The organism is Micromonospora sp. HNM0581, from assembly GCF_012726175.1.
GTDB lineage: Bacteria > Actinomycetota > Actinomycetes > Mycobacteriales > Micromonosporaceae > Micromonospora.
Map to the genome: position 1 here is coordinate 92576 of NZ_JAASAD010000005.1, position 18076 is coordinate 110651.

Below are 18076 nucleotides of genomic sequence, written 5' to 3' on the forward strand. Positions count from 1 at the left end.
CGGGGCCGGCCACACCGCCCGCTTCAGCGCGCCCGTCACTACCGAAAGGCTCGCCATGCTGTGCATCGGCGTCGACATCGGTGGCACCTTCACCGACGTCATCGTGTACGAGCCGGCCACCGCCCGGCTCGCCGAGGCCAAGACCCTCTCCACGCCGGACGACCCGGCGGCGGCCATCTTCGAGGGCCTGGCCAAGCTCGGGGTACGCCTCGACGAGGTCGGCCGGTTCGTCCACGGCACCACCCGGGTCACCAACGCGCTGCTGGAGGGTTCCGGTGAGCCGGTCAGCGTGGTGGCCACGGAGGGCTTCCGTGACGTGCTGGAGATGGGCCTGGGACACCGGCCGCAGCTCTACAGCGTCAAGGAGGTGGCACGTCCTCCGCTGGCCCCGCGACGGCTGCGGCACGTGCTGCGGGAACGTATCGGCGCCGACGGCAGCGTGGTGCAGCCGCTGGACCCCGCCGACCTCGATGCCGTGTTGGACCGGGTGGCCGCCGCCGGTCCGACGGCCGTCGCCGTGTGCCTGCTGCACTCCTACCGCAACCCGGCGCACGAACGGGCGGCGGCCTCCCGGCTCGCTGAGCGGCACCCCGGTCTGGTCTGCACGATCTCCTCCGACGTGGTGCCGGAGCAGGGTGAGTACGAGCGGTTCACCACCACCCTGCTCAACGCGAGTGTCCGGTCGACGGTCGCCGACTACCTGCGGCAGCTGGGCACCACGCTCGCGGCCGGCGGCTACGCCCACCCGCTTTCGATCATGACCAGCAGTGGTGGGATCGTCTCCACGGAGGAGGCCGGCCGGCTGCCGATCAACCTGGCGCTGTCCGGTCCGGCTGGGGGAGTCGCCGCCAGTGTCCACGTCGCCGGACTGGCCGGCTACCCGAACGTGATCACCTGTGACATCGGTGGCACCAGCACCGACGTCTGCCTGATCAAGAACGGCACCCCGTTGATGACGAACGACGGGAAGATCGCCGGTTACCCGAACCGCACCTTCCAGGTCGAGATCAACACGATCGGTGCCGGTGGCGGCTCGATCGCCTGGCGGGACCTCGGCGGTGAACTGCGGATCGGGCCCCGCAGCGCCGGCTCGACCCCCGGACCCGCCGCCTACGGGCGGGGCGGCACCGAGCCGACGACCACCGACGCGCACCTGGTCGTCGGTCATCTCGACGCACAGGAGAGCCTGGGTGGCGAGGTACGCCTCGACGTCGCCGCCGCCCGGGCCGCCGTGCACCGCCTCGCCGTCGAGTTCGGGCTGGACGACCTCGCGCTGGCCCACGGCATCATCACCATCGCCACCACCAAGATGACCAGTGCGATCAAGGAGATCTCGGTCGCCTGTGGTCACGATCCCCGGGACTTCGTGCTGCTGCCCTTCGGCGGCGCCGGGCCGATGCACGCCACCGCACTCGCCGACGAACTGGGCATCCGCCGGGTGCTGGTGCCACCGGTGCCAGGCAACTTCTCCGCGCTCGGATTCGTCACCGCGCAGGCCCGGCACGACTACGTCCGAACGGTGCTGGTCCCCGCCGACGAGGCAGGGCTGGGCACGGTGCGTGCCGTGGTGGCCGAACTGCGCGACGCGGCGCGGGCACAGCTCAAGGCGGAGGACGGTGTCGAACCCGACCAGGTCACCTTCGGCCTGTCGGTCGGCATGCGCTTCCGGGGCCAGTCCTTCGACCTCGCCGTAGCCGTCGAGGAGCTGCCGGCGACGGCCGAGGAGCTGGTGGCGACGTTCCACGCCGCCTACGCCGAGCGGTACGCGTACGCCCGGTCCGGACACCCCGCCGAGATCGTCAACTGTCGGCTGACCGCGTTCGGCCCCCGACCCGCCGTACGGTTCGCATCCCCGTCGGGTTCCACGCCGCAGCCTGACCGCACCCGAATCTACGGCTCGGACGGTTGGGTCGACGCCACCGTCTGGCGGCGTACCGACCTGGCCGGCGGCGAAGCGGTGTCCGGACCGGCGGTCATCCGCGAGAACGGCAGCACCACGGTGGTCGGTGCCGGCTGGACCGCCACCGTCGACGACCACGGAAACCTGCTGCTGGTCAAGGAGTGATCCGGTGACACCCCTCGCCCTCGACGCCCTCGTCCTGGACCGCGCCGCCCGGGAACCGGAGCGTCCGCTGTACGCCTTCGACGAGCTGGACCGACAGGTGTCGGCGGGGGAGTTCGCCGACCTGGCGGGCCGGGCAGCGGCGACGCTGGCCGCGCTGGGGGTCGGTCCCGGTGACCGGATCGCGGTGTGGGCCGAGAACAGCCTGGGCTGGCTGGTCCTGCTGGCCGCCGCCGCGTGGCGGGGTGCCGCGTTGGTCACCCTGCACCCCGGTCTGAGCACCGCGGAGCTGAGTTCGGCGCTGACCCGCAGTCACCCACGCCGGCTCTTCGTCGCCGACCAGGTACGGGACCGCGACGGCCCGGCGACCGCCGAGCAGGCCGTCGCCGGGCTGCGGCCCGACGCCCGCCCGGACGGCTGGCATGCGTTCGGCGACGACCTGGCCGGGCTGGGTGACGCGGCGGGCTCGGTGCCGGTACCGGCCGGCGACCCCGACGCCGTGCTCAACATCCAGTTCACCTCGGGTTCGACCGGCCCGGCCAAGATGGTCGCGCTCAGCGCCCGGAACCTGATCGCCAACGCGCGGTGGACGGCCGACGCCGCCGGCCTCGGTGCCGGCGACCGGATCGCTTCGCCGCTGCCGCTGGCACACGCAGCTGGCCTCGGCAGCGGTGCCGTCCTGGCCCTGGCCACCGGGGCGTTGTGGGTGTCGGCGCGCCGGTTTAGGTCCGGCCCGGTGCTGGACCAGATCGCCCGGCTCCGCTGCACCGTGCTCCAGGCGGTACCGACGATGGCGACGATGCTCGCCGACACCGTCGAGGCCGCACCGGACCGCTACGACCTGACCTCACTGCGGGTCGGATTCCTCGGCGGCGCGCCCTGCGCACCGGCGTTGCTCGCCCGGACCCGGCGGGTGCTCGGGCTGGACCGCGTCGCCGTGGTCTACGGGCAGACCGAGGCCGGACCGACGATCAGTGTCGATCCCGGCGACGGAACCTGCGGCCACCCCGGTGACACGGTCGGCCGGATCGTGCCGGACCTGTCCGCTGTCGTGGTCGCTCCCGGCACCCGGACCGAACTGTCCGCCGGGCGAACCGGTGAGCTGCTGGTGCGCGGTGAGTCGGTGACCGCCGGCTACGTCGACGATCCGGCCGCGACCCGGGCCACGCTAACCGGCGACGGTTGGTTGCGCACCGGTGACCTGGGCGCGCTCAGCGCCGATCGGATCTTCACCCTCACCGGCCGGGTCAAGGAACTGATCATCCGCGGTGGCGAGAACGTCAGCCCGGCCGAGGTCGAGGCGGCGTTGCTCGACGATCCGGCCGTGGCCCAGGTGTGCGTACTCGGCGTGCCGTCGCCCCGCTGGGGCGAGGAGGTGGGTGCCCTCGTCGTCGCCGTCGCGGGCAGTCGGATCGACCCCGACCGGCTCGCCGGGGTGGCCGCCGACCGGCTGGCCCGACACAAGGTGCCGACACGTGTCCGTACGGTCGCGGGCCTGCCGCTGCTGCCGTCCGGCAAGGTCGACAGGCGTGCCGCGCTCGGCCTGCTCACCGGCGAGGAGGAACACTGATGCAGCTCGGATCGTGCTTCCTGGACTCGTTGACCGTCACCAGCTTCTTCGGCAACGCCGAGATGCGCGGGATCTTCAACGACCGCCAGCTCATGCAGTCCTGGCTCGACGTCGAGGCGGCGCTGGCCCGTGCCCAGGCCGGTCTCGGGATCATTCCGTCGGCGGCGGCTGATGCGATCACCGAAGCGGCCCGGCTCGACCGGCTCGACACGGCGGTGCTCGCCGCCGACGCCGCCGACACCGTGCACCCGCTGGTGCCGTTGATCCGGGCACTGACCGCCGCGTGTCACGGCGACGCCGGCCGGTACGTCCATCTCGGCGCGACCACCCAGGACGTGATGGACACCGGTTTCGTACTGCGGACCCGGGCCGGTCTGGACGTCGTACAGCGTCAGGTGGACGATCTGGTGCGCATCCTGCGCCGGCTGGCCCTGCGCCACCGTGCCACCCCGATGCCGGCCCGTACGCACGGTCAGCAGGCGTTGCCGACCACGTTCGGCCTGCGCTGCGCGGTCTGGCAGGGCGAGCTGCAACGGCACCGGGCCCGGCTGGCTCAGCTTCGCGAACGACTGCTGGTGACCAGCATGGGTGGGGCCGCCGGCACCATGGCCGGGTACGGGCCGCAGGCGTTCGCGCTGGAGCGCGCGGTGGCCGACGAACTCGGTCTCGGTGTCGCGGACACCCCGTGGCACGCCACCTCGGACCGGTTCGCCGAGTGCCTGATGGTTCTCGGGATGGTCGCCGCCAGCGCCGAGAAGCTGGCCCGGGAGATCTACTTCCTCGGTCGTACCGAGGTCGGCGAGGCGTACGAGCCGCAGCGGGCCACCCAGGTGGGCAGCAGCACCATGCCGCACAAACGCAACCCGATCCGGTGTGAGGCCGTGATCGCCGCCGCCGGCACCCTGCGCGCCCAGGTGCCCCTGGCCCTACAGACGATGGTGGCCCAGGACGACCGCGACATGGGCGTCGGCATGACGCTGTGGAAGCTGCTGCCGGAGTGTTTCATCCTCATCGGCGGTGGCCTGGACCGGCTGGTCGAGGTCTTCGGTGATCTCGGTGTCAATCCGGACCGGATGCGCGCCAACCTGGACGTCACCGGCGGGCTGGTGCTGTCCGAGGCGGTCATGCTCCGACTCGCCGGATCACTGGGCCGGGAGCAGGCCCACCACCTGGTGATGCGGATCGTCCGCGACAGCCTGGAGCAGAACCGGCAGTTCGCCGAGGTGCTGCGGGCTGATCCGCAGGTCGCCGCCGCTCTGCCCGGCGCCGACCTGGCCGGACTGCTCGACCCGGTGTCGTACGTCGGCCACGCCGCCGCGCTCGTCGACCGAGCCCTCCTGACTTCGGAGTCCCCATGACACGTGAACAGACGGTGCTGCTGCAACGGGACGGCCGGTTGGCCCGGGTGGTCCTGCACCGGCCGGACCGGCGCAACAGTTTCGACCTCGCGATGCTCTCCCGCTTCGAGGACGTGCTGCACGAGCTCGGCCGCGACCGCACGGTCGAGGTGGTGGTGTTGACCGGCGCGGGCACGGCGTTCTGCGCCGGCACCGACCTGCACGAGCTGGCCGGTCTCGACGCGGAAACCACCATGCACGTGCAGCGGCGTACCGCTGAACTCGTCGAACGCTGGTACCGGTTGGAGCAGACCACCGTCGCTGCCTTCAACGGGCCGGCGATCGGCTCGGGTGCCGTGCTGGGGCTCGCCAGTGACCTGCGGGTGGCCGCCGCGAGCGCGTACTTCACCTTCCCCGAGGTGACCTTCGGTATCCCGCTGACCTGGAGTGGTATGGCGATCCTCGCCGATCTGGTCGGTGCCGACCTGGCGAAGCGGTGGCTGCTGCTCGGTGAGCGGGTCGAGCCGGCCGACATGCTGGCTCTGCGCCTGGTCACCGCCGTGGTCGACGCCGACGAACTCCCGGCCGCCGTGGCCGGTGTCACCGACCGGCTGCTCGCCACCTCGGCGGTCGGCCGGTCGATGACCAAGCGCGCGGCCCGGCTGGCCGGTCCACGTTTCGACGCGGCGGCCAACGACTCCTACCTCGGCGCGTTGAGCGTGGCGTTGCGTCCGGCCGGTGGCTACCTGGACGGGGGGACGCGGTGAAGGTCTTCGAGGCGATCTGCGACGCCGTCGTCGCGCACGGCGTCGACACCATCTTCGGCCTGCTCGGCGACGCCAACATGTTCCTGGTCGCCGACCTGGTGCACCGGCACGGTGTGCGGTTCGTGGCGGCCCGCAACGAGAACGCCGCGGTGATGATGGCAGACGGCTACGCCCGGGTCACCGGCCGGTGCGGGGTCGCCACCGTCACCCACGGACCGGGTTTGGCGGTGGCGGGGACGGCGTTGACCATTGCCCGGCAGGCCCGTACCCCGCTGGTGCTGATCGCCGGTGACACCCCGCCCGGTGATCCGCTGCACGTGCAGCATTTCGACCAGCAACCGTACGCCCTGGCCACCGCGGGTACCTTCGTGCCGGTCGCCGCCGCCGCGACCGCCGTGCGTGACGTCGGGCTGGCGTTCCGGTCGGCCCGGGAGCTGCCCGGCCCGGTGGTGCTGAACGTGCCGATCGACCTGGCGGACGAGACGGTGCCGCCCGGCACGGTGGCGCCGGTGTCCGTGGTGCCCCGGGTGCCCCGACCACTGGTGCCGGACCCCGACGACGTCGACGCGTTGGCCCGACGGTTGCGGTCGGCGCGACGCCCGGTGCTGCTCGCCGGACGGGGAGCGGAGTCGGCGGCAACCGCGATCCGGGAGCTGGCCGACCGCAGTGGGGCGCTGCTCGCCACCACGCTGATGGCCGCCGGCCTGTTCACCGGGCACCCGTACGACCTCGGGGTGGCCGGTGGGCTGTCCCGGCCGCTGACCCGGCGGACGCTCGCCGGTGCGGACCTGGTGGTCACCTTCGGCGCCGGGCTCAACCGCTGGACCACCGACCACGGCGCCCTCTTCCCCGAGGCTGTGGTGGTCAGCGTGGACGTCGACCCGGCGGCGATCGGGGCCCGCTGGCCGGTGGCCGCCGGGGTGCGCGGCGACGCCGGTGAGACAGCCAGAGCGGTGTCGGCGGTACTGGCACCGACGCGCCGGCCGAACTGGCGCAGCGCCGACCTGCCGGCCGAGCTGGCGGCCGCCGACCCCTTCGCGGACCTGCGCATCGAGTCCCCGACGGACCGGATCGATCCTCGGGCGTTCATCCGGATCTGCGCCGAGCGGCTGCCACGCGAGCGGACCACCGTGGTCGGCGTCGGTCACTTCGGCGGCTGGCCGAACCTGCTGCTCGACTCGGTCGCCACCGACCGGTCGTTCGTCGCGCCGTGGGAGTTCGGCAGCATCGGTGTCGGGCTGCCGTTCTCGGTGGGTGCCGCCGTGGGTCGTCCCGACCGGCCGGTGGTCGCCTTCGAGGGCGACGGCAGCCTGCTCACCGGACTCGGCGAGTTGGACACCCTCGCCCGGGTCGGGGCACCGGTGCTGCTGGTGCTGCTCGACGATGCCGCGTACGGCGCGGAGGTGCGCAAGCTCGCCCCACGGGGGGCCGACCCGGACCTGGCCCGGTTCCCCGGCCGGGATCTCGCCGCGGTGGCCCGCGCGCTCGGGTTGCCGGCGTGGACCGTCACCGACGACGCGGGTGCGCAGGCCGCCTTCGACGAGGTGTTGCCGTTGTCCGGGCCGGCCGTGCTCCACGTGCGGGTACGCCCCGACGTGATCCAGGAGAAGTTCTGAGCGGGTCAGTCGCCCCAGACGTCACCGAAGCCGTGTCCGAGCTGCCGGGACAGGTCGTCGGCGGTGCGGCGGGCTGCGGTGGCCAGTTCCGTCACCCGTGGCCCGTCGAGCCGGAAGATCGGGCCGGAGACGCTGATGGCAGCGGTGACCCGGCCGCGGCGGTCGCGGACCGGCGCGGCGACGACCCGGAGTCCCTGCTCGCTCTCCTGGTCGTTGAGCGCCCAGCCCTGCTGCCGGACGATCGCCATCCGGGACACGAACGTGTCCAGGTCGGTGATCGTGTTGTCGGTGAGGGCGGTGAACGGTGCTCCGGCGAGTGTCCTGCGCAGCTGTGCGTCGTCCTGGTCGATCAGCAGTGCCTTGCCGGCGGCGCTGCACCACAGCGGGATGCGGCGGCCGAGCCGGGAGACGAGCTGCAGGTTTCGGGTGCCCTGCACGACATGTATCGAGATGGCGTCGAGCCCTTCCAGGACCGAGAGGTTGACGCTCTCGCCCTCCTCCTCGGCCAGCCGGTGCACCAGGGGGCGGGCGACGGCGTGCAGGTCGAGGCCGGCCAGGTAGCGGGCGCCGAGTTCGAAGACGGTCACTCCGAGCCGGTAGTTCCCGTTCTCCTCGTTGCGGTGCAGGAAGCCGGCGTCGGCCAGGGCGCGGAACAGCCGGCTGGCGGTCGACTTGTGCAGGCCGAGTTCGCGGCTGACATCGCTGACCTTGCGTTCGGCGTCGACGCCACGGAAGGCGAGCAGCACGCTGAGCGCGCGGTCCAGGGCCTGCGTGCCGGATTCGCGGGGCGCCGGCCCGTCCTCCGGGCCGGGGTCAGTGGCGTACGACATCTTGCTTCCCACCTTCTCGGTTGCTAGGTTTCACAATATAACTCTAGGACCACAATATGGTCCAACGCGATGTGGGTCCCCGACGAGGTGACCCGTTCCGGTGGCCGTTCTCCCGCCGCCGGGATCGAGCCGGAAGCAGTGAGGCATCCGCATGACCGTGAACCCGATCGACCTGGAAATCGTCACCGAAGGTCTCATCTCGATCGTCCGGGAGATGCGACAGACGATCTTCCGTACGGCGCACTCGCCGGTGATCGCCGACGCGCAGGACTTCTCCTGCGCGCTGTTCGACCCGCAGGGGCAGATGGTCGCCCAGGGCCGGGACATGCCCGGTCACGTCATCGCCATGCCGGCCTCGGTCGCCGAGATCTTCGCCGACTTCGCCGACCAGATGCGCCCGGGAGACCTCTACATCGTCAACGACCCCTACCGGGGCGGCAGTCACCTCAACGACGTCACCCTGATCAGCCCGGTCTTCGTCGACGGGAGGCTCTTCCTCTTCCCCTGCGTCCGCATGCACTGGGCGGACATCGGCGGGATGACCCCCGGTAGCGTCTCCGGCCAGGCCACCGAAATCCTTCAAGAGGGGCTGCGGATCCCGCCGATCAAGCTGATCGAGCAGGGCCGGCCCAACCGGGCCGCGTTCGACATCGTCTTCGCGAACGTGCGCATGGCCGAGGAGCGCCGCGGTGACCTCGAGTCCAGCATCGCCGCCTGCCACACCGCCGAACGCCGGCTGCGCGAACTCGTCGCCCGGCACGGCACCGACCTCGTCGACACCTGCGTCGCCGCCAACATGGACCGCACCGAGCAGCGGCTGCGCGCCATGATCCGGGCTCTGCCCGACGGCACCTACCGCTACGAGGACTACCTCGACCTGTACACCGACGGCCGCTACGACGCCGCCATCGTCCGCTGCGCGCTCAGCGTCGACGGCGACGAGATCCAGGCCGACTTCCGGGGCTCGTCGACACAGGTGGCGGCCGTGGTGAACTCCTCGCGGGCGATGACCGTCGCCGGGGTCTTCATCGCGGTCAAGTCGGCGCTGGACCCCGGCGGCCTGGTCAACCACGGTGCCTTCCGGCCGCTGCGGGTGCTCACCGAGCCCGGCACCGTCGTGCACGTCAGCTACCCGGCGCCGGCCAACGCGCACAGCGAGGTCCGCAAACGGGTCATCTCGGCCGTGATGGCCGCCCTCAGTCAGGTGGCACCCGACCTCATCGCCGCCGACCAGTTCGGTACCACCTTCCAGAACCTCATCGGCGGCGTCGACGAGCACACCGGTCGGCCCTACCTCTACTACGACTATCCGGCCGGTGGCAACGGCGGATTCCTCGAAGCCGACGGGCCCAGCGCGATGAACCCCGTCGACCTCGGCGACATCTCCACCATCCAGTCCGTCGAGCGGTTGGAGACCGAGATCCCCATCCTCGTCGAATCGTGCGAGCTGCGGACCGGCTCCGGTGGAGACGGGGCCCGCCGGGGTGGGCTCGGCAGCCGCCGGGCAACCCGCCTGCTGGCCAGTGGCGGGTCCTACTCGGTGCAGACCGACCGGACCACGGTCCCGCCGTACGGGCTGCGCAACGGAGGGCCCGGCGCCCCCACCGTGACCCACGTCCGGCGCGCGGACGGCGCGCGGGTCGACTTCGCCACCCCCGGTAAGGTCGCCGGTTTCCCGATGCGCACCGGCGACGTCCTGGTGATGGAGTCGGCCGGCGGCGGCGGGTGGGGTGACCCGCTGGAGCGGCTGCCCGAGGACGTCGCCGAGGACGTCGCCCAGGAATACCTGAGCATCGCCGAGGCCCGGCGACGCTACGGGGTGGAGATCGGCCCGACCGGCCGGGTCGACACCGCCGCGACCGCCACCAACCGTCGACGGCTGCGCGACGAGCGGCGCTGGTTGCGGACCGTCGTCACCGCGAACCCGGCCTACACCGGCCAGCGGGGGCAGCGCCGCCTGGCGTACGTCGCCGCCGGCAGCGACCTCGCCGAGGACACCCTCATCGAGGTCCACGGCGCACACCCGGCCCCGCTACGGGCCTGGCTGCGGCACGACACGGCACTTGCCGCTGACGAACTCGCCCTCGACGACGACGGGCTGCAGATTCTCGGTGTCGCCCCGCACGACCGTACCCACGTGCGGGTGCTCGCCGGGGAAGGATGGACATGAGCAAAGTCTTCCGGGTGCCGCTGCCGCCCGCCCGGGGTGGCGCCACCACCGCCCCACGCACACCGCAGCCGAGCGCCACCACGCCGCGCTGCGGCATCGTCGCCGGCTGCCTCAGCCCACACCCACCACACCTCATCTACGCCGAGAACCCGCCGCAGAACGAACCCCGCTCCACCGGCGGCTGGGAGACACTGCGCTGGGCGTACGAGCGGCTGCGAACCCGGATCCGTGACGTGCACAAACCCGACGTGCTCATCGTCCACGCCCCGCACTGGATCACGATGGTCGGTCACCACGTCAACTGCGTACCGAATCCGCGCGGCACCTCCGTCGAACCGATCTTCCCGCACCTGTTCCGTTACCACTACGACTTTCGTTCCGACGTCGAACTCGGCGAGGCGATCGCCGACGAGGCGAGCGGACTCGGGCTGGTCACCCGTACGCTGCGTGACCCACGGGTACGCGTCGACTACGCCACCATCGGCGCCCTGCACCTGGCGAACCCGGCCTGGGACATTCCGGTGGTCTCGCTGTCAGCCAACAACAACCCGTACTTCTACTCCGACGCCTCGCTGGAGGAGATGGAGGTCCTGGGGGAGGCGACCCGGCGGGCGGTCGAGGCCACCGGCCGGCGGGCGGTCCTGCTCGCCTCCAACTCGCTGTCGCACCTGCACTGGCACGAGGAACCGGAGCTGCCCGAGGACATGGAACGGGAGCATCCGTACAACAACCACCAGTACCGGTGGGACATGAAACTGCTGGAGGCGATCCGGCGCGGACCCACCGCGCCGCTGCGCGACCTGATTCCCGAACACATCGAGGCGACCGCCTCGGAGACCAAGGCCGGCAGCCTCACCTGGATGCTCGCCGCGATGGGCTGGCCCAAGGTCGGCGGCGACGTGCTCGGCTACGGCACGATCATCGGCACCGGCAACGCGGTGGTGGAGTGGCTGCCCGAGGGGAGCCGTCGTGGCTGACCGGACCGGAATCCTCGCCGGGGCGCTGCTGCCCGGCATGCCCCACCTGCTCGCCGAGCAGCCGGCACCGAGCTGGTCGGCGCTGGCCGACGCGGCCCGTGACGTCGGCACCCGGCTACGCCGTCTCGAACCCGACGTGGTGCTGCTGCTGTCGACGCAGTGGTTCACCGTCCTCGGACACCAGTTCCAGTGCGACCCCAACCCGCGCGGCCAGCACGTCGACGAGAACTGGTACGCCTACGACTACGGTCTGCTCGACTACGACCTGCGGTTCGACGTGGACTTCACCGAACGCTGGGCCGCGCGGGTGCAGGCCGCGCGGGTGCAGGCCCGCCGGACCCGCTACGACGGGTTTCCGATCGACACCGGCACCATCGTCACCTCCGCGCTGCTCGACCCGGACCGGAAACTGCGCTGGTCACAGGTTTCCTGCAACCTGTACGCCGACGCCGACACCCTCGCCGACGTCGGCCGGGCCGGCGCCGCCGCTGCCCGCGACGCCGGCCTGCGTGCCGCGGTCGTGGTGGTGACCGGGATGTCCTCCGGGTTGATCCAGCAGTGGATCGAACCCGGTCAGGACCGCATCGGCGCACCCGGCCACGACCAGTGGAACACCCGGATCCTCGACCTGCTCACCGCCGGCAAGGTCGACGAGGTCCTCGCCGTCCGCGAGGACTTCGCCCGGCAGGCGCAGGCCGACAGTCAGTTCCGGGCGTTGGCCTTCGCCAGCGGCGCCGACGCGACCACCGGCCCGGCACACCTGCACGCCTACGGCCCGATCTGGGGCACCGGCGGTGCCGTCGTGTCCTGGAACCTGCCAGATCACCACTAGAGGAGACAGCATGCGGAACATGGCTGTGGGCTTCGTCGAAGCCGAAGGTTTCACCCCCATCTTCGACGCGGTCGACGCGATGGTGAAGGCCACCGAGGTCGAGGTGACGAAGGTCGTCCGACTCGGCGGCGGCATCGTCGCCGTCGCCGTCCGCGGTGACCTCGCGACCGTCGAGGAAGCCGTCGACATCGGCGAGGAGACCGCCCGGGCCAAGAGCCGCTCGGTGCGTTCGATCGTCTTCGCGAGTCCCTGCGACGCCGTCAGCGCCCTGGCGGCCGATCCCCAACTCGTCGGCAACTGACTCACCGGTAAGGAGACCAGACATGTCCTCCGACATCGCGATCGGAATCGTCGAGACCAGGGGTGTCGTGGCCCTCTCGGCGGGCATCGAAGCCATGATCAAGACTGCGGACGTACGGTGTGTCGGCGTCGAACGGGTCACCAGCGGCTACCTCGCCGTCGCCGTACGCGGCACCCTCGCCGCGGTACGGCAGGCCGTCGCCGCAGGTGAGGCCGCCGTCCGTGCCCACGGCGAGCTGCGCAGCTCGCAGGTCTACCCCAAGCCGCACCCGAACACCGCCGCGTTGCTCGACAACCCGGAAACCGCCCGGATCCGTGAGGTCATGGCCGGCCTGCCCGGAGCGAGCTGATGGTGCTCGGCGAGGTCGTCGGCAAGGTGTGGGCCGACCGGATCCTGTCCCCGTTGCAGGGTCGGCGACTCGTGCTGGTCCGGGTCCGGCCGGACGGCCCCGACCTGGTCGCCGTCGACCCGCTGAACGTCGGCGTCGGCACCACCGTGCTCGTCGTCACCGACGAGGCAGCAGCCGCGGTGGCCGGCGAGTCCACCGTCGATGCCGCTGTCGTCGCCCTGCTCGCCGACACCGGGACCCCCGATCCCGCGCCCTTCACCGCCTGAGCTGGAGGTACGCCTGATGACCGACGGGCTCTGGTCCCCCAGCCTGCTCGCTGGCCACCCGGCCGGCGAGCCGACCGTGCTGCCGAACTTCGTCGACGGCGAGTTCGACGCCTCCGGCACGCACTTCGCCAAACTCTCCCCGGTCACCGGGGACACCATCCGGTACGTCGCCGAAGCCGACCGGTCCATGGTGGACGCGGCGGTCGCCGCGGCCCGGTCGGCGGTACGCGGACCGTGGGGACGAACGGGTGAGCGGGAACGGGCGGCGGTGTTGTACCGGATAGCCGACGAACTGGAACGCCGGTTCGCCGACCTGGTGGCGGCGGAGGTCGGTGACACCGGCAAGTCGATCACGCAGGCCCGCACACTCGACGTCCCGCGCGGCGCGGCGAACTTCCGAGCCTTCGCGGAGATCGTCTCGACCACGCCGGCCGAGTCGTTCATGTCGGCGACGCCCGACGGCGGACGCGCGCTGAACTACGCGGTGCGTAAGCCGGTCGGCGTGGTGGCGGTCATCGTGCCGTGGAACCTGCCGCTGCTGTTGTTGACCTGGAAGGTCGCCCCGGCGCTCGCCTGCGGTAACGCGGTGGTGGTGAAGCCGTCGGAGGAGACGCCGTCGTCGGCGACGCTGCTGGCGGAGGTGATGGCGGCGGCCGGGGTGCCCGACGGCGTCTTCAACGTGGTGCACGGGTTCGGGCCAGGATCGGCGGGGGAGTTCCTGACCCGGCATCCCCAGGTGGACGCGATCACGTTCACGGGCGAGTCGGCGACCGGGAGTACGATCATGCGGGCCGCCGCAGACGGGGTGAAGGCGGTGTCGTTCGAACTCGGTGGCAAGAACGCCGGCCTGGTCTTCGCGGACGCGGATCTCGACGCCGCGGTCGAGGGATCGGTGCGATCGTCGTTCACCAATGGTGGACAGGTGTGCCTGTGCACGGAACGGTTGTTCGTGCAGCGGCCGGTGTTCGACGAGTTCGTGGCCCGGCTGGCGGAGCGGGCCAGCGAGCTGCCGTTCGGTTGGCCTGCGGACGAGGCGACGGCCACCATGCCGCTGATCTCCCACCAGCATCGGGAGAAGGTCCTCGGCTACTACGACCTGGCCCGCAGCGAGGGTGCCACGGTCCTGGCCGGTGGGGGTGTCCCGGGGTTCGGGGACGCCCGCGACGGCGGCGCGTACGCTCAACCGACGGTGCTGACCGGCCTCGGCCCACACGCCCGGGTCAACCGGGAGGAAGTTTTCGGTCCGGTCTGCCACGTGACGCCGTTCGACGACGAGGACGAGGCGTTCGCGTTGGCGAACGACAGCGAGTACGGCCTCGCCGGCACCGTGTGGACGCGGGACGTGGGCCGGGCGCATCGGGCCGGCGGGCGTCTGGACGCCGGGATCGTCTGGGTGAACACCTGGTTCCTGCGGGATCTGCGCACACCGTTCGGTGGGGTGAAGGCGTCCGGTGTCGGCCGGGAGGGTGGCGTCCACTCACTCAACTTCTACTCGGAACTGACGAACGTCTGCGTGGAGCTGTCATGACCGATGTCGCCCGTGCCGTGGATCTTCTCCGCACCGCCTACGACACCGGGACACCGGTGGCGCCGCTGCGCGGCGCGGTCCTGCCGGTGGGTGACGTCGACGCGGCGTATCAGGTGCAGCAGGCGCAGGTCGCCGGGTGGGAAGCGGCCGGACGCCGCCGAGTCGGCGCGAAGGTCGGGCTGACCTCGGTGGCGGTGCAGCAAGCGTTCGGCGTCTTCCAGCCGGACTTCGGGGTGCTGTTCGCCGACATGGCGGTGCCGGACGGTGCCGAGATCGACTCCGGTCGGCTGTTGCAGCCCCGGGTGGAGGCCGAGGTGGCGTTCGTGCTGGGTTCGGATCTGCCGTTCGAGCAGGTGACGGTCGCCGACGTCGTCCGGGCGACCGACCACGTCCTGCCGGCGATCGAGATCGTGGACTCCAGGATCGCCGGTTGGGACGTCGCGATCGTGGACACGGTCGCGGACAACGCTTCGTCGGGCCTGTTCGTGCTCGGCGACCGGCCCCGGAAGCTTACGGAGGTGGACCTGCGGCTGGCCGGAATGGTGCTCGAACACGCGGGTGACCCGGTGTCCGTCGGCGCGGGCGCCGCCTGTCTGGGCCATCCCGTACACGCGGTGGCCTGGTTGGCGCAGACGCTGGCCGCTGCGGGTGCTCCCCTGACCGCTGGCGACGTGGTGCTGTCCGGGGCGCTCGGGCCGATGGTGCCGGCGGTCGCCGGTGCCGCCTACGAGGCACGGATCTCCGGTCTGGGTTCGGTCCGAGCCTGTTTCGAGGTGGAGGAGACGGCATGACCACAGGGGTGGCGGTGATCGGGTCGGGCAACATCGGCACCGATCTGATGATCAAGGTGCTGCGGTTGTCGGGGTCGCTGCGGATGGTGGCGATGGCCGGTGTCGATCCGGGTTCCGACGGCCTGGCGAGGGCCCGCCGGTTCGGGGTGGCCACGACCGCCGACGGGATCGACGGGCTACTGGCGATGCCCCAGTTCGCCGATGTCCAGGTGGTGTTCGACGCGACGTCGGCGGGAGCCCACCACCGGCACGCCGCGCTCCTGCGGGACCTCGGCCGGCTGGTGGTGGATCTGACCCCGGCGGCGGTCGGCCCGTACGTGGTGCCGCCGGTGAACCTGGACGAACACCTGACCGAGCCGAACGTGAACATGGTGACCTGCGGCGGTCAGGCGACCGTTCCCGTCGTCGCGGCGGTCGCCCGGGTGACACCCGTGCGGTACGCGGAGATCGTGGCGTCGATCGCGTCGAGATCGGCGGGTCCGGGCACCCGGGCGAACATCGACGAGTTCACCGAGACGACGGCACGGGCGATCGAGGTGGTCGGTGGTGCCCGGCACGGCAAGGCCATCATCGTGCTGAACCCGGCGGAGCCGCCGATGATGATGCGGGACACCGTCTACTGCCTGTGCCCGGACCGGGACGTCGACCGGGCGGCTGTCGTGGCGTCGGTCGAGGCGATGGTCGACACCGTCGCCGGGTACGTGCCCGGCTACCGGTTGAAGCAGCGGGTGCAGTTCGACGACGTCGACACGTACCTGCCGGTGACGGGTGGGCGGTTCACCGGGGTGCAGGTGTCGGTGTTCCTGGAGGTGTCCGGAGCCGGGCATTACCTGCCCGCGTACGCGGGAAACCTCGACATCATGACGTCGGCCGCGCTGCGGACGGCGGAGCGGCTGGTGGCGGCTCGGATCGGGCGGGAGGTGCCGGCATGACCGGGCTCTACATCCAGGACGTGACCTTGCGCGATGGCATGCACGCGGTCCGGCACCAGTTCACCGTCGATCAGGTCCGGTCGACCGCTGCCGCTCTCGACGCGGCCGGGGTCGCGGCGATCGAGGTCGCCCACGGCGACGGCCTGGCCGGTTCGAGTGTCAACTACGGGCATGGAGCCGCCCGCGACGCGGAGTGGATCGCCGCGGCGGCGGAGGTGGTCACCACCGCGCGACTGACCACTCTGCTGCTTCCCGGCATCGGCACGATCGCCGACCTGAGGGCCGCCCGGGATCTCGGTGTGACAAGTGTGCGGATAGCGACGCACTGCACCGAGGCGGACATCTCCGCCCAGCACGTCGGGTGGGCGCGTGACAACGGCATGGACGTCTCCGGATTCCTGATGATGTCGCACATGACCGGCCCGACGGCACTCGCGCAGCAGGCCAGGCTGATGGAGTCCTACGGCGCCCACTGTGTCTACGTCACCGATTCCGGCGGCCGGCTGCTGACCCGGGACGTGGCCGAGCGTGTCGACGCGTACCGGCAGGTGCTCGACCCGGGCACCCAGATCGGCATCCATGCGCATCACAACCTGTCCCTCGGGGTGGCGAACAGCGTCGCCGCCGTCGAACACGGCACCACCCGGGTCGATGCCTCCCTGGCCGGGCATGGTGCCGGTGCCGGTAACGCGCCCCTCGAAGTGTTCGTCGCCGTGGCCGACCTGCACGGGTGGGAGCACGGCTGTGACGTGTTCGCGTTGATGGACGCCGCCGACGACCTGATCCGCCCGATGCAGGACCGGCCGGTACGGGTCGACCGGGAGACCCTCACCCTCGGGTACGCCGGCGTCTACTCCAGTTTCCTCCGGCACGCCGAACGGGCCGCGCGACGGTACCGGGTCGACGTCCGCTCGATCCTCGTCGAGCTGGGCCGCCGCCAGATGGTCGGCGGTCAGGAAGACATGATTGTCGATGTCGCGCTGGATCTGGTCGCGGCGGGTGCCCGGACCGGAGGAGACCGATGAGTTTCGTCGACGAGTTCGCCGGACGTCTCGACGTCGCGGCGACCAGCCGGGTCGCGATCCCGTCGGCCGGGGCCGGGCTCGACGTGCCCACCGCCTACCGGGTGCAGCAGGCGGTGGTCGATCGCCGGCTGTCCCGCGGCGAACGTCCCGTGGGGTTGAAGCTGGGGCTGACCAGCCGGGCCAAGATGACGCAGATGGGCGTCGACGAGGTCATCTGGGGCCGGCTCACCGATGGCATGCGGATCGCGGAGGGCGGCGCCGTCAGCCTGGGCGACCACATCCACCCGAAGGCCGAACCGGAGGTCGCCTTCCTGGTCGAGGCAGGTGCCGTCACGGCGGTCGCCCCGGCGGTCGAGATCATCGACTCCCGGTTCGTCGACTTCCGCTTCACGTTGCCGGAGGTCATCGCGGACAACACCTCGGCGGCCCGGTTCGTACTCGGCGCCTGGCAGCCGGTGCCTTACGGGATCGACAACCTCGGCGTGTTGCTGGAGGTCGACGGTCGGGCCGTCCAGATCGGATCGACGGCTGCCATCCTCGGTGATCCCCGCCGGGCCCTGACCGACGCGGTCCGGCTCGCCGACGCCACCGGGGTCGACCTGGCCGACGGTTCGATCCTGCTCGCGGGCGCGGCGACGGCCGCCGTGCCGCTACGCGCCGGATCCGACGTACGGGTCACCGTCGAGAAGCTGGGCAGGGCGTCGTTGCGGGTCGGGCCGTGAC

Annotated in this window: 17 protein-coding genes; 16 read left to right on the forward strand and 1 reads right to left on the reverse strand. The window is 71.6% G+C overall.

Features of this window, described 5'->3' with window-relative positions; genetic code table 11:
• Positions 1-55: 55 nt before the first annotated feature.
• Genes HCA58_RS09015 through HCA58_RS24010 form a run of 5 tightly spaced genes read left to right on the forward strand, consistent with a single transcriptional unit; the run spans position 56 to position 7352 of the window.
• Complete coding sequence (locus HCA58_RS09015) at positions 56-2065, forward strand: hydantoinase/oxoprolinase family protein (protein WP_169597321.1); 2010 nt, start codon at positions 56-58, stop codon at positions 2063-2065.
• 4 nt (positions 2066-2069) lie between these two features.
• Entirely contained in the window at positions 2070-3632 is a 1563-nt protein-coding gene (locus tag HCA58_RS09020; RefSeq protein WP_169597322.1) for a class I adenylate-forming enzyme family protein, read from the forward strand.
• Positions 3632-4990 carry an adenylosuccinate lyase gene (purB, locus tag HCA58_RS09025; protein ID WP_169597323.1) on the forward strand — a complete coding sequence of 453 codons (1359 nt, stop codon included), beginning with the start codon at positions 3632-3634 and terminating at the stop codon, positions 4988-4990. Before HCA58_RS09020 ends, purB begins: the two co-directional genes overlap by 1 nt.
• Positions 4987-5736 carry an enoyl-CoA hydratase/isomerase family protein gene (locus tag HCA58_RS09030; protein ID WP_205808108.1) on the forward strand — a complete coding sequence of 250 codons (750 nt, stop codon included), beginning with the start codon at positions 4987-4989 and terminating at the stop codon, positions 5734-5736. The genes purB and HCA58_RS09030 overlap by 4 nt, the downstream gene beginning before the upstream one ends.
• Positions 5733-7352, forward strand: coding sequence for a thiamine pyrophosphate-binding protein (locus HCA58_RS24010; RefSeq protein WP_169597324.1), 1620 nt, complete (start codon positions 5733-5735; stop codon positions 7350-7352). The genes HCA58_RS09030 and HCA58_RS24010 overlap by 4 nt, the downstream gene beginning before the upstream one ends.
• A 5-nt stretch (positions 7353-7357) precedes the next feature.
• On the opposite strand, the gene HCA58_RS09040 is transcribed toward HCA58_RS24010, so the two are convergent.
• Positions 7358-8194, reverse strand: coding sequence for an IclR family transcriptional regulator (locus HCA58_RS09040; protein WP_169597325.1), 837 nt, complete (start codon positions 8192-8194; stop codon positions 7358-7360).
• Positions 8195-8333: 139 nt separating this feature from the next.
• On the opposite strand from HCA58_RS09040, the gene HCA58_RS09045 reads away from it, so the two are divergent.
• Genes HCA58_RS09045 through HCA58_RS09095 form a run of 11 tightly spaced genes read left to right on the forward strand, consistent with a single transcriptional unit; the run spans position 8334 to position 18075 of the window.
• Positions 8334-10352, forward strand: coding sequence for a hydantoinase B/oxoprolinase family protein (locus HCA58_RS09045; RefSeq protein ID WP_169597326.1), 2019 nt, complete (start codon positions 8334-8336; stop codon positions 10350-10352).
• Complete coding sequence (locus tag HCA58_RS09050) at positions 10349-11329, forward strand: tRNA U-34 5-methylaminomethyl-2-thiouridine biosynthesis protein (protein ID WP_205808110.1); 981 nt, start codon at positions 10349-10351, stop codon at positions 11327-11329. The genes HCA58_RS09045 and HCA58_RS09050 overlap by 4 nt, the downstream gene beginning before the upstream one ends.
• The gene (locus HCA58_RS09055) at positions 11322-12161 is read left to right on the forward strand and encodes a 2-amino-5-chlorophenol 1,6-dioxygenase subunit alpha (protein ID WP_169597327.1); all 840 of its coding nucleotides are present in this window, start codon (positions 11322-11324) and stop codon (positions 12159-12161) included. Before HCA58_RS09050 ends, HCA58_RS09055 begins: the two co-directional genes overlap by 8 nt.
• Before the next feature lie 10 nt (positions 12162-12171).
• Positions 12172-12462 carry a BMC domain-containing protein gene (locus HCA58_RS09060; protein ID WP_093408679.1) on the forward strand — a complete coding sequence of 97 codons (291 nt, stop codon included), beginning with the start codon at positions 12172-12174 and terminating at the stop codon, positions 12460-12462.
• Between the two features lie 22 nt (positions 12463-12484).
• Entirely contained in the window at positions 12485-12811 is a 327-nt protein-coding gene (locus HCA58_RS09065) for a BMC domain-containing protein (protein ID WP_169597328.1), read from the forward strand.
• The gene (locus HCA58_RS09070) at positions 12811-13077 is read left to right on the forward strand and encodes a EutN/CcmL family microcompartment protein (protein ID WP_169597329.1); all 267 of its coding nucleotides are present in this window, start codon (positions 12811-12813) and stop codon (positions 13075-13077) included. The genes HCA58_RS09065 and HCA58_RS09070 overlap by 1 nt, the downstream gene beginning before the upstream one ends.
• A gap of 16 nt (positions 13078-13093) precedes the next feature.
• Positions 13094-14605 carry a 2-hydroxymuconic semialdehyde dehydrogenase gene (locus HCA58_RS09075; RefSeq protein WP_169597330.1) on the forward strand — a complete coding sequence of 504 codons (1512 nt, stop codon included), beginning with the start codon at positions 13094-13096 and terminating at the stop codon, positions 14603-14605.
• Positions 14602-15396, forward strand: coding sequence for a fumarylacetoacetate hydrolase family protein (locus tag HCA58_RS09080; RefSeq protein WP_169597331.1), 795 nt, complete (start codon positions 14602-14604; stop codon positions 15394-15396). Before HCA58_RS09075 ends, HCA58_RS09080 begins: the two co-directional genes overlap by 4 nt.
• Complete coding sequence (locus HCA58_RS09085) at positions 15393-16328, forward strand: acetaldehyde dehydrogenase (acetylating) (protein ID WP_169597332.1); 936 nt, start codon at positions 15393-15395, stop codon at positions 16326-16328. Before HCA58_RS09080 ends, HCA58_RS09085 begins: the two co-directional genes overlap by 4 nt.
• Positions 16325-17353, forward strand: coding sequence for a 4-hydroxy-2-oxovalerate aldolase (dmpG, locus tag HCA58_RS09090; RefSeq protein WP_169597333.1), 1029 nt, complete (start codon positions 16325-16327; stop codon positions 17351-17353). Before HCA58_RS09085 ends, dmpG begins: the two co-directional genes overlap by 4 nt.
• Positions 17350-18075 (forward strand): 4-oxalocrotonate decarboxylase, encoded by a 726-nt coding sequence (locus HCA58_RS09095; RefSeq protein WP_169597334.1) that lies wholly within the window; start codon positions 17350-17352, stop codon positions 18073-18075. Before dmpG ends, HCA58_RS09095 begins: the two co-directional genes overlap by 4 nt.
• Position 18076: the final 1 nt, after the last annotated feature.

What these genes read in the sequence shown, in the direction of transcription:
- HCA58_RS09015 (WP_169597321.1), top strand. Translation starts at nt 56, where the DNA reads ATGCTGTGCATCGGCGTCGACATCGGTGGCACCTTCACCGACGTCATC.
- purB (WP_169597323.1), top strand. Translation starts at nt 3,632, where the DNA reads ATGCAGCTCGGATCGTGCTTCCTGGACTCGTTGACCGTCACCAGCTTC.
- HCA58_RS09030 (WP_205808108.1), top strand. Translation starts at nt 4,987, where the DNA reads ATGACACGTGAACAGACGGTGCTGCTGCAACGGGACGGCCGGTTGGCC.
- HCA58_RS09045 (WP_169597326.1), top strand. Translation starts at nt 8,334, where the DNA reads ATGACCGTGAACCCGATCGACCTGGAAATCGTCACCGAAGGTCTCATC.
- HCA58_RS09050 (WP_205808110.1), top strand. Translation starts at nt 10,349, where the DNA reads ATGAGCAAAGTCTTCCGGGTGCCGCTGCCGCCCGCCCGGGGTGGCGCC.
- HCA58_RS09060 (WP_093408679.1), top strand. Translation starts at nt 12,172, where the DNA reads ATGCGGAACATGGCTGTGGGCTTCGTCGAAGCCGAAGGTTTCACCCCC.
- HCA58_RS09065 (WP_169597328.1), top strand. Translation starts at nt 12,485, where the DNA reads ATGTCCTCCGACATCGCGATCGGAATCGTCGAGACCAGGGGTGTCGTG.
- HCA58_RS09070 (WP_169597329.1), top strand. Translation starts at nt 12,811, where the DNA reads ATGGTGCTCGGCGAGGTCGTCGGCAAGGTGTGGGCCGACCGGATCCTG.
- HCA58_RS09075 (WP_169597330.1), top strand. Translation starts at nt 13,094, where the DNA reads ATGACCGACGGGCTCTGGTCCCCCAGCCTGCTCGCTGGCCACCCGGCC.
- HCA58_RS09080 (WP_169597331.1), top strand. Translation starts at nt 14,602, where the DNA reads ATGACCGATGTCGCCCGTGCCGTGGATCTTCTCCGCACCGCCTACGAC.
- HCA58_RS09085 (WP_169597332.1), top strand. Translation starts at nt 15,393, where the DNA reads ATGACCACAGGGGTGGCGGTGATCGGGTCGGGCAACATCGGCACCGAT.
- dmpG (WP_169597333.1), top strand. Translation starts at nt 16,325, where the DNA reads ATGACCGGGCTCTACATCCAGGACGTGACCTTGCGCGATGGCATGCAC.
- HCA58_RS09095 (WP_169597334.1), top strand. Translation starts at nt 17,350, where the DNA reads ATGAGTTTCGTCGACGAGTTCGCCGGACGTCTCGACGTCGCGGCGACC.